Here is a 15,662-nt window from a genome sequence, read left to right as displayed (position 1 = left end):
TGTGACAAGGAGGATTATTGGATGAAAAGGAAAATGAAAAGAGTTGTTGCCTGTACACTATCTCTGGTTTTATTGGCGCTGAGCCTGGCCGGCTGCGGGGGGAGCAGCGATACCGATGTACCGGCAGGAAAGGACTTGCCGGAGGCCGCTGCCGGTGAGCAGGAAACTGCCGGCGACGCCGGCGGGCATTCTGCCGCCGCTGACACGTCGGAGTACAGCAAGGAACCGGTCACCCTTACTGCGTTTATAAATAGCGTGATGATGCCCACGGACTGGAAATGGGGCGATGATCCCACCTCCCAAAAGATTACGGAGCTGACCGGCGTCACGCTGGATATCCAGTACGCCACCACGACAGATAATATGGAGCTGAACACGATGCTGGCCTCCGGCGAAAAGCTTCCGGATTTTATCATAACACCGGCGAACGGACCGGTACGTCCGCTGCTGGTGGATCAGGGATTTGTGCTGCCGTACAACGATCTGATCGAACAGTACGCGCCCCATTTGGGCGAGATCATGCCTAAAAATATGGATAAAATATATACGGAACCCGACGGGAAATTTTATTGTACCGTCAGTTTCTTCGGGGATGAGAACAGATATGGTGACCAGATACTGAACAGCCGGGGATCTATCAGCGTCTCCATGAATAAAAAGTATTACGATGAGATCGGCAGGCCCGATATAAGCACGCTTGACAAGTATACAGATGCAATTGTGCAGATGAAGGATAAACATCCCGAAATCAACAATCCCATCTATGATTATGCGCCGACCACGCCCTGGAGTCATAATTCCATGCTGAATCTGCTGGCCCGTATGTATGGGGCGACCAATGACCATTTCGAGTACTCCAACGGCAAGGTGGAAATGACGTTCATGCAGCCCTATTATAAAGAAGCGCTCCGAACTTATAACGAATGGTACCGGAAGGGCCTGATTAATCCGGAGCAGTGGGCATTCAAAAACGACCAGAAAAAGGCGGCATACGCGGATCAGGATATGCTCAGTTATTGGGGCTATTACTGGGCATTGCTCCAAGGTACGGGCAAGGTCAACGAGTTGAACTTTGAGACGATCGAATATCCTATGCCGGACGGGCGTTCCGCCGATCAGCTTAAGATCCATGACGATTATTACAGTACCGGCTATCAGGGCGTCTTTATCACAAAGGATACGGAACATCCCGACCGGTGTATCCAATACATTGATTTTCTTATGGGAGACGAGGGACAGATCCTGCAGCGTTATGGCACGGAAGGACTTACCTGGGAACCGGATGAGCACGGCCGTCCGAAGGAGACGGAACTGAAAATAAAAACCGAGGCGGAAAGTATGGAGAAACTGCAGCGGGAGCTGGGAGTTTATAACTACAATTTCGCGTGGCTTACTTCTAACTGGGCGATTGTGTATGGAGCTCATAATACCTACAGCGCTTACCCGGGAATGCTGAAGGATTTTGAGGTGATGACTCCCCATCAGCAGAATGAAATGCTCTCTGATTTGACCTACGCGTTGACGAACACGGATGAGCTGGCGCTTCGGGAACAGATCTACAGCACCTGGGCAGCGGGGACGGCCGCGGTATGCGTGGCGGAAACAGAAGCGGATTTCGAGACCGCCTATGATAAGTTTATCAGTGATATGAAGCACTCCGGAGTGGACACCCTTTGCGAATATTTCCAGGCGAACTATGATCACTGGGTATCGCTTGGTATCGGACAATAATCATAACTTAAAACGTTCCCGGCCCGAAAATACCGGGCAGGGAACGAAAGTAGGAGGTTAGCGTACATGAAACATCAAAATGGGAAGGAAGGCCTAACCGCAGAAAAGCAGAACCTGCCGAAAGCTAAAAAACAAAGCTTCTGGCATCAACTGAGACGTCAATGGGAATTACAGCTGATGGTGGTGCCCGCGCTGCTGGCGCTGGCTCTGTTCGCGATTATCCCTCTGTTTGGCCTGCAGATCGCATTCAAGGATTATAAACTAAATTCCGGTATCTGGGGAAGCGCCTGGGTGGGGTTGAAACATTTTAAAATGTTTTTTACGGACCCCAATGTGCTTCCCGTGCTCTGGAATACGGTGGGCCTCTCCTTTATCAAAGCTTTTTTCACCATACCCCTGCCGGTTATTTTTGCCCTTCTGCTGAATGAGGTGGTACATACCAAGTTCAAGAAAACGGTTCAGACCATCAGCTACTTTCCGTATTTCCTGGCCTGGTCCGTAGTCGCGCTTATGGCCACGACATGGCTGTCGCCCAATGGCTTTATCAATGGATTGCTGGTATCGGCCGGAATTTTAAAAGACCCCTATTTTTTCCTGGGGAAGCCGGAAGCGTTCTGGGGAATATCCATAACGCTGGACGTCTGGAAAAACCTGGGGTATTCGTCCATTATTTATCTGGCGGCCATGGCTAACGTTGACCAGGAAGTTACGGAGGCGGCGGTAATTGACGGGGCGGGCCGGTTCAAACGGATTCTGCATGTCACCATGCCTGCGATTTTGCCGACGGTGATGATATTGCTGATTATCAATGTAGGGAATCTGCTGCGGGGTGGTTCCAACTTTGACATCAGTTACAACCTGATGAATTCCTTAAACCAGCCGCGCTCAGAGATCCTGGATACGTATGTGCTGAAAATGGGAGTTTCTATGGGGCGGTTTTCCTACGCGACGGCTATCGGCCTGCTCCAATCTATCGTAGCGTCTATCCTGCTGGTGACATCCAACGCGATCAGTAAGCTGACCACGGGCGAGAGCTATTTTTAAGGGGGGAGCCTATATGAATAATCGAAAGAGCTGGCAAAAATTTGGTTTGCCGGATGTGATGATATACCTGATACTTGCGTTACTTACCTTTGTGATGCTGTTTCCGTTCTGGAACGCGGTCGTTCTATCCTTCAACGACGGAAAAGACGCAATGATGGGAGGCATTTACTTTTGGCCGCGTAAATTCACACTGGCGAATTACACCCAGGTATTCAAGAATTTGTCTATCTGGCGGACCTTTGGCGTCTCGGTGGCCCGTACGGCGCTGTCCACCGCCCTAAGCCTGCTGGTCACCTCTATGTTCGCGTATGCGGCCAGCAAATCTTATCTGAAACTTCGCAAATTCTATATGATACTGCTGCTGATCGCCATGTTTTTTAATGGCGGCATCATTCCCGTTTTCCTTGCTATCCGCAGCTATGGGCTCATCAACAACTTTTTGGTGTACATCCTTCCAGGGGTGTTCAATGCGTTTTATGCCCAGATATTTATTTCTTTCTTTAAGGGACTGCCGGAGAGCTTGTTTGAGTCGGCGCGTATAGACGGCGCCAGGGAATTTACCATCTATACGCGCATCGTGCTGCCGCTGTCCAAACCGGTGTTGGCGGCAGTAGGGCTGTTTACCGCGGTATTCAACTGGAACGCGTGGTACGATAACATGCTCTATGTCAAAAATGAGAGTCTGAACACACTCTCTTATCTGTTCGTGAAAATGATAAAGGCGCAGGAGACCATGGAAAATATGGCCGCAAGCTCCGGTGTGGCAGATCTGGCTAATGTAAGCGGCGTCAGCTCCACAACGCTGCAACTGGCGACTATGGTGGTTGCCGTGCTTCCCATTATGTGTATTTATCCATTTATGCAAAAATATTTCGCGACCGGTATGATGATCGGCTCCGTAAAAGGATGAGTATACCGCCTGTTCCGCAGCGTCACAGCCGCTTCCGCAGCTCCCCGATGCGTTCCATTTTCTCTTTTGCCTCAGCCTCCATTCCCTGGCCGGTAGGACGGTAATAGTTCCGCCCTGCGAGGGAATCCGGCAGACACTCCATGGAGGTCAGTTTTTCGGCGGTATCGTGGGCGTACTGGTAACCCTTGCCATAATCCAGATCGCGCATCAGCTTCGTGGGGGCATTGCGGATCTGCAGGGGTACCGGCTCCGCCAGCATCTGCAGCGCGTCCGCTTTGGCTTCTTCGTAGGCCACGTACAGCGCGTTGGATTTGGGAGCCAGCGTCAGATAAGTAACTGCGTGGGTCAGATTCACGTTGCACTCGGGCATCCCGTTAAAGTGGCAGGCCTGGTAGGCGGCCACGGCGATCTCTAACGCGCGGCTGTCCGCGATCCCGATATCCTCGCTGGCGAAACGGATCAGACGGCGCGCCACGTAGAGCGGGTCCTCCCCGGCCTCCAGCATACGGGCCAGCCAGTAGACCGCGGCCTGAACGTCGGAATTGCGCATGGATTTGTGAAGGGCGGAGATCAGGTTATAATGTTCCTCTCCATTTTTATCATAGAGCAGCGACTTACGGCTGATGCACTGTTCCAGGATCTCCGGGGTGACCACGGTTTCCGTACCCTGAATATCCCCGTTGATCACGGCCATTTCCAGCGTATTCAAGGCGGTGCGGGCATCTTCGGCAGTATGGGCAAATTTTGCCCATACTGATTCCTTTTGTAATTCTCCTTCATCAAAAATGTTTTTTATATGCTTGCCAATTACACTTCTGTCTCTTTGAACAGTTCAGCCATTTGTTCTCTGGAAAGCCATACTGTTTCATCACTCATCTGCACGCCTCTTTTCTGACATTTTCTATGCTTATTCTACCATGAATGGTATGAAAAAGATAGGAAAAGCGCCAACAAGGAGCGGCTGTTCCTGCGCGCTGTCCGGTTATTCAGTTCCACGAGGGCAATCCAGCAGTTTGCGGTCAAATATGGTTTGTTGGGCTTGATGACGGCACTGCCAACCACACCCGACTTCATAGATTACGAAGCGGTTTATCTGCCGAAAAATCATTTTATCAAGGAAGAAACCATGTCCACGAAGAAGTATCTGGAGTTGTTTTTCCCCTTTGATAAGGCGGATGTGGTCAAACGGGGCGTGGAGTCCATGTGGAACATCAGCAACGACCGTGTGATGATTGCACTTGCCATGACCGTGAGCGATAAGCCTATGGCTGTCAACATGAACTTCCAGCGGGAGTACGCTGAACGGTATGAATGGATTAAGCAGCAATTTGAGGATATTGCCTTTAGCTACCGGACCTCTGTGATTTTCTACGAGGACTATGATATTATGCAGCCGGAGCAGCGACTGCTGATGCAGCAGGGTATGGAAGCCTTTGGCGGCAATGCCCCGACTTATAGAATCGCCCTGCTGGATAAGCCGACCATCGTCTGGATTTTCATTCTCTGATACTCGCTATGCAGATGATGTTCAGTTTCATGCTGACGGACACGGATAAACCTATCCGACTGTGTAAACATTGCCTGCAAGCCTTTGTAGCCAGTAGGCCCAGCGCCGTATTTTGCAGCCCGCAATGTAAAAATAAGCATAATGTCTACAAGAGCCGGGCGAAGGATAAGAAGAAATGATGGGAAGGGACGGGATTATGGCTGATAAAATAACGCCTGCTTTTGGAGATAACAAGTTACAAATCCGAAACAGTACGGTTGATTTCCTCGTTTTTACCAAGGATGCCCATGAAGAAGGTAAGTATGTATTCCTCGTCCGGCTTGGGGCTTCCCAATGAAATGGCGGATTATATTACAGGGGAAGATCCGGTATGTCCCTATCTGTATCTGTGGAATCCGGCGGACATGGGAAGCTATGAGATCCAACCCTGTCTGGACGGGGGGAGCGAAGTCATCGTAGGACCGCCGATTAAGTTTGATGCGGAAAATATTGAATCCTGGAAGGAAACATTTCAGAAGAGGATGCCGGTCCAGGGTCAGTAAAAGAGGAAAGGTTGAACAAAGTGTTCACCCATACCTGTATGTGAAGAAATACGCACAAAAAGAGGAAATTATAAGAATTCGGCTAAAATATGATAACAAATCGGATACAAAATAGACACAGGTTTCTGTTATAATATCCCTAATTATGTTCGTTACCTGAAAAAGGGGGGGAGCCGGTTGGGAAAACTCTTGAGAATAGAGATTCTGAAAGCGGTAAGAAACAGATACTTGTGGTTAACCTTTGGTTTTGTGCTGGCAGCTGCTGCCATCCAATGCAGTTATCAGTTCTGGTTCTGCAAAAACGGGATCGCCGCAGGCAGCGGCCCAACAGGATTATTGATTACACGCAGTATCAGTTCACTGCTGGTTATGTGTCCTTACGGCTGGTCCTATCTGGCGGAAACCAGACACGGATACTGGAAGCAGATCATCACGCGTACAGGCAGAAGAAATTACATATTAGCCAAATATGCGGTCATGTTTCTGACCAGTGGTTTTGTGGCCGCGGTACCGTTAACGATACAGTTGGCCGCTGATTATGGAATCCGATGGCATTATTTGGACCTGAGCACGCAGGGATTCGGACGAAATCTCATTCTGAGCGTGCTGCTGTACTTTATCGGGGAATGGAACCTGAGCGGCCTGATGGCCGGTTTCGGCCTGATGATCTCCATGTTTTATAAAAATATGGCGGCGGCTATAGCAATTCCGGGACTGTTCTATCTGCTGTGCCGCCTGGGCAATGCGAAACTGTTTTCCCACCTGGTATCGGCAGGAGCCGGTGACAGCGCGGCACTTATATTCCAGGGAATACTGCTGGGGGAAGCCTTGCTTCTCTTCGCGGTGACGCTGTCGGTGTGCGTATATCGTGGTGAACACATTGACGTGCTGGAAGAAGGGGGCAGGATGGATGAAGATTAACCATACGGAAATCGAGATAGAGCAGCTGACGAAAGTGCTGCATAATCAGAATGTGATAGACGGGGCAAATGCTTACTTTGAAGGCGGCAGAGTATATGGAATACAGGGCGACAGCGGGTCCGGGAAATCTGTATTTTTTAGCATGCTGTGCGGTCTGGTACGCCCGACAGCCGGCAGTATACGGATTAATCAAAAATTACTGGGAACCGATATCATGCAGCCGGACAGCATAGGAGTCATGATCGGCAGGCCTGCTTTTCTGGCAGAGTATACCGGATTCCAGAATCTGCAGCTGCTTGCAGCGGTCAGGCAGGAGATATCCAATACAAACATCCGGAAGATGATGGATCTTGTGAAATTAGGAAGCAAGGAGCGGAGACGCTATGGGGCCTATACATCCCAGATGCGCCAGCGGCTGGGGATCGCGGCCGCTTTTATGGAACAGCCGGAGATCCTGCTGCTGGACGGCGCCACTTCGGAGCTGGATCCCGGAGGTGTGGATATGCTGATGGATCTGATCCGCAGAGCCAGGGAGCGGGACGCACTGATCCTATTAAGCGACCGGAATGAAGGCTTTCTAAGAGAATTAAGCGATGAGATCTACTATCTGTTAGAAGGGAAACTATCGGCCGGCGCCTGATAAACGAGAGAACCCGGACGACCGGTAATCAAAAAGAAACGGTGCCGGCCGGCTGATACCGGGCCGAAACCTGTAAGCCTCAGCCCAAAGCCACGTCGAGAATCATCATAACCAGAAACCCTGCCATGACGCCCAGGGTACCCACATGGGAATGCTCGCCCAGATGTGCCTCCGGAATAAGCTCTTCCACCACAACATACAGCATGGCACCGGCGGCGAAAGACAACAGCCAGGGCATCAGCGGCTGGATCCCCCCGGCGATCAGGACCGTCAGGATACCGAATATCGGTTCCACGATGCCCGACAAACTGCCATATACGAATGCTCGCCCTGTGGAGACGCCCTCCTGTCGAAGCGGCAGCGAGATCGCCGCGCCTTCCGGGAAGTTCTGGATACCGATCCCGATGGCCAGAGCCATAGCAGCCGCGTACATCGCGGGATCATTGCCGTGCTGTGCGGCCAGCGCGAAAGAAAGACCTACTGCCATTCCTTCCGGAATATTATGCAAAGTCACAGCCAGGACTAACAGAGTCGTCCGCTTCCAGGTGGAGGAAGGTCCCTCCGGCGCTGCCGAATCCGGGTGCAGGTGAGGCAGAAGATTATCCATCAGCATCAAAAACGCAATACCCAGAATAAATCCCCCCGCAGCCGGCATCCATCCGATCATACCGGACGCCTCGGCCTCCTCAATAGCTGGAATCAACAAAGACCAAACCGATGCCGCGATCATAACGCCGGCAGCGAAGCCCAGAAACACGCGCTGTATATTTACATTCGACTTCTTACGAAAAAAGAAAACCATAGCGGCGCCCAGACTGGTCATAAGAAAAGTAAACCCAGTACCGCCAGCGGCCCACAATACAGATTGCATAACGAAATCCCCCTTTTCAAAGTAAAGTATAGAATCCGGACTATTTTATCAAAGTGTATACCGGATTTTCTTTATTTTAACCTGTTTTTTAAAAATATACAAGGGGATGGTATTTGCAAAGGACGTATTGCAAAGGATGTATTTCAAAGTACCGGAGCGGTCGGACGCAAGGGATGCCTGGGCGGAGGGGGCCGAAAGAAAGCGATTTGTCTCCCGTTTCTGCAGGGCTCCCCGGCCCCCTCTTTTGCAAACAACCAATCTATGCTATACTATACAGAAATAGAAACCCGAGATTGCAAAGCGAAAAGTGAGGAACACTGCTTGGATATGGATCGTTTTTCGGATATGTTGAATGAGATTGCCGGTGAAATGCCGAAGGAATTTTTTGAGGAATTGAATGGCGGTATTGTGCTGAAGGCGGAGCGCAAGCTGCATCCCCAGAGCAGGAATGAGGAGCTGTGTATTTTGGGGGAGTATCACAGGGATAAGTATTTGGGGAGGTTCATCACGATCTATTATGGATCTTTTATGCAGATCTATGGATATATGACGGAGGAGGCGCTTCGGCGGAGGGTGCGTAAAACGGTGCTGCATGAGTTCAGACATCACCTGGAGTCACTGGCCGGAGAAAAGGATCTGGAGATCGAGGATGCGATTCAGATCGCCAGATATAAGGAGAGGGGGAATGGGCAGTGACTGCGGAGAGGAATTTCCGGCAGGAGCGGCTGGTTTATATATTAAGGGAACTGGATGAGAAGCAGTGCGTGAGAATCTCGAATCTGGCCAGGAACCTGCATGTGTCGGAAGTGACGGTCCGTCAGGATCTGACTCTGTTGGAAGGGGAAGGGCTGATCAGGAGAGTGCATGGAGGAGCCGTTAAGGCCGGGGACAGTATTTACCGGAAGGATACCAGGGAGACGGTATACCGGGACGCTGCGGCTAAGATTGCCATTGCGAGAAGGGCTTACCGGGAGCTGCGGGCCCATGAAACGGTTATGATCGATGATTCTTCTACCTGCCTGTATCTGGTGCAGTTGATTAAGGAGGAAGAAGGGCTGCCGCTGACGGTGATAACGAATTCTGTGATCGCGGCGGGGGAATTGATGAATCTGGAGCATGTGAGACTGTTTATGATCGGCGGGGAGGTGTTCGGGAATCTGGCGGCCACCGCCGGTGAGACCGGAGAGAGGGAAGTTTTGGAGTATCACGCGGATGTCTTGTTTATGGGAGCCAACGGGGTGGATGTGGAGGCGGGGATTACCGTGATCGGTTACCCCCAGATGATGATAAAAAAGGCCATGCGCAAGTGCGCGGATCGGACGGTTCTGCTGGCGGACGGCGGGAAGTTCGGGGAGAAGTATCTGTCGGAGGTGTGCGCGCTTTCTATGGTCGATATGGTTATTACGGATGGCGGGGCGGACCGGGCGTACTGCAGCCGTATGCGGGAACTGGTACCGGTAGTTATTTCCTGAAACCGAAAGAAATCAAAGGATTACTTTCGGTTTCTTTTTATTTGGGGGAAATAGAGGCGGTCCCGGCATTGTGGGGGATACCGGAGGATGCTATGATCAGGATAGGAAAAGGAAAAGTATAGATCCGTTTCACATAGAAAGGGGAATTTTTATGGATAAAAAATGGCTGCCAGAAGGCCTGTCACGGGCAGAGCGGACGGAGTTCTTAAATGGAAGGATGCGTGGAGTGAAGCCCGCCATCTGCGTGGAGCGGGCCAGGCTGGTTACGGAAAGTTACCGGCAGACAGAGGGGGAACCCTACATTCTGCGGCGGGCAAAGGCGCTTCGATACCTGCTGGAGAATATGACCATATTTATCGATCAGGAGGAACTGATCGTGGGGAACCATGCATCGAAGCCCAGGTGCGCCCCTGTATTTCCCGAGTATGGCATGTTTGACAGAAAGGAACTGGATTTGATGCCGGTGCGCAAGGTGGATACCCTGCAGATTGCAGAGGCGGATAAAGAGTATCTGCTGAATGAGATTTTCCCTTATTGGAAAACCATCAATACGGGGGAGCGGTCCAGGCATTATTTTGAACCCAGGATTCTGGAGGTGCTGGATTCCCCGTATCGGGTATTTAACCCCTTGAGCCGTACACGCAGCGGGCACGGCCATTATCTGCCGGATGTACGCAAGATCGTGCGCTATGGGTTCTGCCAGGTAGAAACGCAGATTCGGCAGTATCTGGAGCAGATGGATTACTGTGATCCGGAGTATGCGGAGAAAATGCAGTTTTATCAGGCGGCCCTTCTTTGTATCGAAGGAGTTAAGAGCTTTCAGCTGCGCTACTGCGCTCTGGCTTTACAAATGGCAGAACAGGAGAAGGACGTAAGACGCAGAAGAGAACTGGAACTGATTGCGGGAGTATGCAGCCAGGTCCCTTATTATCCGGCCAGGAATTATCATGAGGCAGTACAATCTTACTGGTTTGTTATGCTGATCGATTATTGCCATCAGAATGGCTCGTCGATCTCAGGAGGACGGATCGATCAGCTTTTCCGGCCTTATTATGAGCGGGAGATACAGGCGGGTACCCTGACACGGGAGGAAGCCAGGGAGATTCTGGAGGCCCTCTGGGTGAAGCACAGCGACGTGATCAAGGCCGGGACGTATTCCAGCGTGCGCAATAACGGAGGATTTTCGACCGCGTGCAACGTCGTAGTGGGCGGCCTGGATGAAAAAGGGGAGAACGCGGTCTGCGATTTTACCTATGTGTGTCTGGACGCGGAAGAGTCGGTGTTCAACTCGGAGCCCAATACCAGTATCCGTGTGTCCGCAAAGAATCCTGACGCGTATGTGAAGAGGGTTATTGAGATTCTGGTAAAAAAGGAAGGCGGGAAGATGCCGTTTTTCAATGATGACCTGATTATCGAAGCGCTGGAAAAAGATGGGCTGACCCATGAAGAGGCTCTGGATTATGCGATCGTGGGATGTGTGGAGCCCACCGGTTACGGCAATACCATGGGCAGCACCAATGCGGGTTTCTTCAATATTGCGAAATGTTTTGAACTGGCGCTGTTTGACGGGGTCTGCCAGATGTCAGGGTCGCAGATGGGTCCGAAAACCGGGAATTTTGTGGATTTTACCAGCTTTGATGAACTTTTGGGTGCCTTTCGGACACAGCTTGATTACTTCGTATCCATGCTGGTATGCTCCCTGAACTGTACGGAGAAATTAATCGGAGATTATGGCCCTCACATTTTCAGTTCCCTGCTGCTGGACGGGTGCCTGGAAAACGGAAAGGACTGTACAAGAGGCGGAGCTAAGTATAATTATATTGGCGTGCAGGGGGTGGGAATCGCCGATGTGGGAGATTCCCTCACCGCCATTAAAAAGCTGGTCTATGAAGAGAAGCAAATTGACCGCCGTACACTGGCACTGGCGCTTCAGGCTGATTTCCGGGATCAGGAGGTACTGCGTCAGATTCTTTTAAACCGGGCGCCGAAGTACGGAAACGATATAGATGAGGCGGATGCCATGACCGCCTATGTGGGCAAGCTATACTGCGACAGCGTGAACGGTAAAACAACAGTGCGCGGCGGACGGTTCCGTGCCGGCCTGTTCTGCCTTTCCTCCAATACGCCGCTGGGCCGTCAGGTATGCGCGCTCCCAAGCGGCAGGCTGTCGGGCACACCGCTGGGGGACGGAGGAATCTCCCCCAAACACGGAATGGATACCCACGGTCCTACGGCCGCGGCCAGATCAGTAGCGAAAGTTTTGCACACCCAGGCATTAAACGGAGTCAATTATAATATGAAATTCCTCCCGTCTGTTTTGAAAACGGAGGAAGACCGGCAGAAACTGGTCGATCTGATCCGTACCTATTTTGATATGGGAGGGATGCACATCCAATTTAATATTCTGACCCGGGAAAAACTGCTGGACGCACAGGTCCATCCGGACCGGCACAGAAGTCTGGTCGTACGGGTTGCGGGATACAGCGCGTTCTTCGTGGAGCTGGATAAAGATATCCAGGATGAAATCATCAGCAGAACCGTGCATGGAGGATGTTAGGAGGAGCTATGGAAGAGATCAGAGGAAATGTGTTTGACATACAAAGATACAGCATTCACGATGGAGACGGCATCCGTACCGTAATCTTTCTGAAGGGATGCCCGCTGCGCTGCCGCTGGTGTTCCAACCCGGAATCCCAGAGCAGTAAGCCGCAGCTTTTCTACTCCCAGTCCCGGTGTATCCGGTGTCTCTCCTGTGTCAGCGCCTCGACTAACGGTGAGATTACCGCATCCGATCAAGGGCCGGTCATCCATTGGCAGAAATGCGGGAGTGAGGAAGCCATAAAATTAGCCGGAGTCTGCCCGGCAGATGCATTGATGATCAAAGGGCAAAAGATAACCGTAGAGGAAGTCATGCAAGTGATCCGAAGGGACCGTATGTTCTATGAAAGAAGCGGAGGCGGGGTGACCCTGTCCGGGGGAGAGCCATTACTGCAGCCGGAGTTTGCAAAACATCTGCTGCAAGCCTGCCGTGAGGAGGGGATCCCCACTGCCGTCGAGACGACCGGCTATGTGCCCTGGGAAAATATAGCCCGCATCCTTCCTTGCACAGATCTGTTCCTATATGATTTCAAAAGCCCGGACTCGGAAATCCATCGCAGCTGGACCGGTGTGGATAATAAGAGGATTCTTCAGAACTTAAAACAGCTTCAAACAGCCGGCGCCAATATTCATGTCCGGACCCCGGTTATCCCAGGCATGAACGATAAGCCCGAAACCTTACGTAAAATGGCTGTCATACTGGATCAGCTGGGTATTACAGCCAGAAGCCTGCTGCCGTTTCACCAGTACGGCAGCGGAAAATACCGTTCCTGCGGCATTCCCTATTCAATGGAAGACGTGCAACAGTTATCAGAAGAGCGCATGATGGAGCTGAATCAAGTGTTTTTGGCACAGAAAGTTTAACAGATTCCTCTCAGTTTAGAAAAATATCAGGATTTGTTCATAGAACTTTTACAATTGTCAGTAGTTTTACAATTGTAAAAGTTTTGTTTTTATGATATAATGTCGGCAGACATTATATCTGCGCCGGAGCGCTTTCCTTAGCGCGGAGTGTGCATCCCCCGGAGGTATCATGATTGCTTGCAATCAGGATATAATGTCGGCAGACATTATATCTGCGCCGGAGCGCTTTCCCCGGCGCGGAGTGTGCATCCCCCGGAGGGTATCATGATTGCTGTGCAATCATGATATAATACGTAAGTAATGACAGTTAAAGTAGCGCCATGCACACAAGAAAGGAAGAGACGTATGGGAGAGAATCCGATACAGATCCGTTCCAGAAACAGTTTACTGAAGGCACTCATTTCTTTAATGGAAGAAAAACCATTCGACAAGATCTCTATATCGGATATCGCAGTTCGAGCAGAATTATCCCGTCAGACATTTTATACGAATTTTGATACGAAGGAAGAAATTCTGGAGCATTTTCTCCGGGAGATCTTTGATCAATGTTCCCTGAAAATGAAGTTTGACAGCTCGAGGCTGATGGAGTTCCTTCACTACTATTTTGGTTTTTGGGAGACCTACGCTCCGTTTTTGAGGTTGCTGCTGGAGAATAATCTAAGTTATCTGTTTTTGAGACAGAGCCGGGCCTACTATCAGAAGGTGATCGTCCGGTCCCGGAGTATAGATACGGATGGGAGGATTATTCCCTATATCCAGTCCTACGCGGCTGGAGTAACCTATGAGCTATTGATTACATGGATTCGGAATAACAGGGATCTGAATTTGAATGAGATTTCTGAAGTTGCCTATGGGCTGCTGACCGGCGGTTTTATCAGAGGTGACTTTAAGATAAATAATTCTACGAGAGGTGATAGGAATGGGTGATTACAGAATGGAACAGTATAACTCGGAGTTTGCCGGACTGGCGGATTTATGCAGGGAAAATGGCAAGATAGACAGTGAATTGTATACGAAGTATAACGTGAAAAGAGGGCTTCGGGATATCAACGGCGAAGGCGTGGTAGCGGGCCTGACCAGGATCTCGACGATCAAATCCAAGGAGAATGTCAATGGAGAGATGGTTCCCTGCGAAGGTGTCCTGCGTTACCGTGGAATCGATGTAACCGAGATGTGCAAAGGATTCATCGAACAGAAACGTCTGGGATATGAGGAGACGGCATATCTGCTTATCTTCGGAAAACTGCCGGATGAGACGGAGCTGAAAGGCTTCCGGAACCTCCTGGCTGAGAGCAGAACGCTCCCGAAGAATTTCGTCAGAGATGTCATCATGAAAGCATCCAGCGCGGATATGATGATCACATTGTCCAAGAGCATCTTGACATTGGCCTCCTACGATGACAATACGGATGACTTAAGCCTGCCCAATGTGTTAAAGCAGTGTATCAAGCTGATCAGCGTGTTCCCGATGCTGGCGATCTATGGTTATCATGCCTATGGATATTATGACTGCAATAACAGTTTTTATATCCACAATCCGTCTCCGGAACTGTCTACCGCGGAGAATATACTGAAAATGCTCCGCCCGGATCAGAAATACAGCGCGCTGGAGGCGATGGTGCTGGATCTGGCCCTGATCCTGCACATGGAGCATGGCGGCGGAAATAACTCCAGTTTTACAACCCATGTGGTTACTTCCTCCGGTTCCGATACCTATTCAGTAATCGCTGCGGCTTTAGGATCCCTGAAAGGACCAAAACACGGCGGCGCCAATATCAAGGTAGTGCGGATGTTCGATGATATGGAGAACCAGGTAAAGGATCTGACCGATCAGGATGAGGTCGCCGCTTATCTAAGGAAGCTCCTGCACAAGGAGGCCTTTGACAAGGCGGGTTTGATCTATGGTATGGGACACGCGGTGTATTCCATGTCCGATCCCCGTGCGCAGCTGCTTAAGAGCTTTGTGGAAAAACTGGCGAAAGAAAAAGGCAGGGAAGAAGAGTATCAGCTGTATAAGATGGTGGAGGGAATGGCTCCTCAGATTATCGCGGAGGAACGCCATATTTACAAGGGCGTCAGCGCCAATGTGGACTTCTACAGCGGCTTCATATACAGCATGCTGGATATCCCGGTAGAACTCTTTACTCCCATGTTCGCCATCGCCAGAATCGTAGGCTGGAGCGCCCACCGTATGGAAGAGCTGATCAACCAGGACAAGATCATCCGTCCCGGGTACAAGAGCGTGATTCCTCCCACCGACTACCTAGAAATGTCGAAACGGCCATAATGAATATACAGCCCCGAATACCACGGTGTAAGAACCGGCAGGTGTTCGGGGCTTTTTTATTACTATGGGGAGACTGTCCGAAAACCAGGGCGCAGCCCGCCAGGTGTCCGCTCTGTACGGGCGCCCCAAAGGATACGTCCGTACAGAGCGGACACCTAGCGGGCTGCGCCCTGGTTTTCGGCCCGCCCCCAGATAAAAGTATAAAATTTTCATTTTTCCTATTGACATTTAGCATGTTGTCGCATAATATAATATATGAACAATAATTCATATGA

Annotated in this window: 14 protein-coding genes and 1 pseudogene; 13 read left to right on the top strand and 2 right to left on the bottom strand. The window is 50.7% G+C overall.

Annotation, left to right across the window (positions count from 1 at the left end; translation table 11 throughout):
• Positions 1-21 precede the first annotated feature (21 nt).
• The 3 genes from KTH90_RS19120 (at position 22) to KTH90_RS19110 (ending at position 3,685) form a co-directional block, all read left to right on the top strand.
• Complete coding sequence (locus KTH90_RS19120; protein WP_238727271.1) at positions 22-1,731, top strand: extracellular solute-binding protein; 1,710 nt, start codon at positions 22-24, stop codon at positions 1,729-1,731.
• A 66-nt stretch (positions 1,732-1,797) separates the two neighbouring features.
• Positions 1,798-2,775, top strand: a complete 978-nt coding sequence (locus tag KTH90_RS19115) for an ABC transporter permease (RefSeq protein ID WP_158345431.1) — start codon at positions 1,798-1,800, stop codon at positions 2,773-2,775.
• A 13-nt stretch (positions 2,776-2,788) separates the two neighbouring features.
• Positions 2,789-3,685 (top strand): carbohydrate ABC transporter permease, encoded by an 897-nt coding sequence (locus tag KTH90_RS19110; protein ID WP_158353241.1) that lies wholly within the window; start codon positions 2,789-2,791, stop codon positions 3,683-3,685.
• A 22-nt stretch (positions 3,686-3,707) separates the two neighbouring features.
• Here KTH90_RS19110 and KTH90_RS19105 read toward each other — a convergent pair.
• Positions 3,708-4,409: pseudogene (locus KTH90_RS19105) on the bottom strand (AAA family ATPase); the annotation flags it as partial.
• 318 nt (positions 4,410-4,727) lie between these two features.
• Here KTH90_RS19105 and KTH90_RS19100 point away from each other — a divergent pair.
• The 4 genes from KTH90_RS19100 (at position 4,728) to KTH90_RS19085 (ending at position 7,295) form a co-directional block, all read left to right on the top strand.
• Positions 4,728-5,192 (top strand): hypothetical protein, encoded by a 465-nt coding sequence (locus KTH90_RS19100; RefSeq protein WP_330656098.1) that lies wholly within the window; start codon positions 4,728-4,730, stop codon positions 5,190-5,192.
• 287 nt (positions 5,193-5,479) lie between these two features.
• Complete coding sequence (locus KTH90_RS19095) at positions 5,480-5,734, top strand: hypothetical protein (protein WP_238727270.1); 255 nt, start codon at positions 5,480-5,482, stop codon at positions 5,732-5,734.
• Positions 5,735-5,911: 177 nt separating this feature from the next.
• On the top strand, positions 5,912-6,655 hold the full coding sequence (locus tag KTH90_RS19090) for a hypothetical protein (RefSeq protein ID WP_158353237.1): 744 nt from the start codon (positions 5,912-5,914) through the stop codon (positions 6,653-6,655).
• Positions 6,645-7,295, top strand: coding sequence for an ATP-binding cassette domain-containing protein (locus tag KTH90_RS19085; RefSeq protein ID WP_158353235.1), 651 nt, complete (start codon positions 6,645-6,647; stop codon positions 7,293-7,295). Before KTH90_RS19090 ends, KTH90_RS19085 begins: the two co-directional genes overlap by 11 nt.
• Positions 7,296-7,374: 79 nt before the next feature.
• On the opposite strand, the gene KTH90_RS19080 is transcribed toward KTH90_RS19085, so the two are convergent.
• Complete coding sequence (locus KTH90_RS19080) at positions 7,375-8,166, bottom strand: ZIP family metal transporter (protein ID WP_158353233.1); 792 nt, start codon at positions 8,164-8,166, stop codon at positions 7,375-7,377.
• A 327-nt stretch (positions 8,167-8,493) separates the two neighbouring features.
• Between KTH90_RS19080 and KTH90_RS19075 the strand changes: the two genes are divergently transcribed.
• From KTH90_RS19075 to KTH90_RS19050, 6 genes are all read left to right on the top strand, one after another.
• Complete coding sequence (locus KTH90_RS19075) at positions 8,494-8,862, top strand: metallopeptidase family protein (RefSeq protein WP_158353231.1); 369 nt, start codon at positions 8,494-8,496, stop codon at positions 8,860-8,862.
• Complete coding sequence (locus KTH90_RS19070) at positions 8,859-9,638, top strand: DeoR/GlpR family DNA-binding transcription regulator (RefSeq protein WP_158353229.1); 780 nt, start codon at positions 8,859-8,861, stop codon at positions 9,636-9,638. The genes KTH90_RS19075 and KTH90_RS19070 overlap by 4 nt, the downstream gene beginning before the upstream one ends.
• Positions 9,639-9,789: 151 nt before the next feature.
• On the top strand, positions 9,790-12,195 hold the full coding sequence (locus KTH90_RS19065; protein ID WP_158353227.1) for a glycyl radical protein: 2,406 nt from the start codon (positions 9,790-9,792) through the stop codon (positions 12,193-12,195).
• An 8-nt stretch (positions 12,196-12,203) separates the two neighbouring features.
• Positions 12,204-13,100 carry a glycyl-radical enzyme activating protein gene (locus KTH90_RS19060; protein WP_238727269.1) on the top strand — a complete coding sequence of 299 codons (897 nt, stop codon included), beginning with the start codon at positions 12,204-12,206 and terminating at the stop codon, positions 13,098-13,100.
• A 345-nt stretch (positions 13,101-13,445) separates the two neighbouring features.
• Positions 13,446-14,027 carry a TetR/AcrR family transcriptional regulator gene (locus KTH90_RS19055; RefSeq protein WP_238727268.1) on the top strand — a complete coding sequence of 194 codons (582 nt, stop codon included), beginning with the start codon at positions 13,446-13,448 and terminating at the stop codon, positions 14,025-14,027.
• Positions 14,020-15,387, top strand: coding sequence for a citrate/2-methylcitrate synthase (locus KTH90_RS19050; protein ID WP_238727267.1), 1,368 nt, complete (start codon positions 14,020-14,022; stop codon positions 15,385-15,387). The genes KTH90_RS19055 and KTH90_RS19050 overlap by 8 nt, the downstream gene beginning before the upstream one ends.
• The last annotated feature ends 275 nt before the right edge of the window (positions 15,388-15,662 follow it).

The sequence above is a fragment of the Diplocloster modestus genome, assembly GCF_019042245.1.
GTDB lineage: Bacteria > Bacillota > Clostridia > Lachnospirales > Lachnospiraceae > Diplocloster > Diplocloster modestus.
Note: the sequence above shows the minus strand (reverse complement) of the source record. Positions and strands in the feature narration are given on the sequence as shown.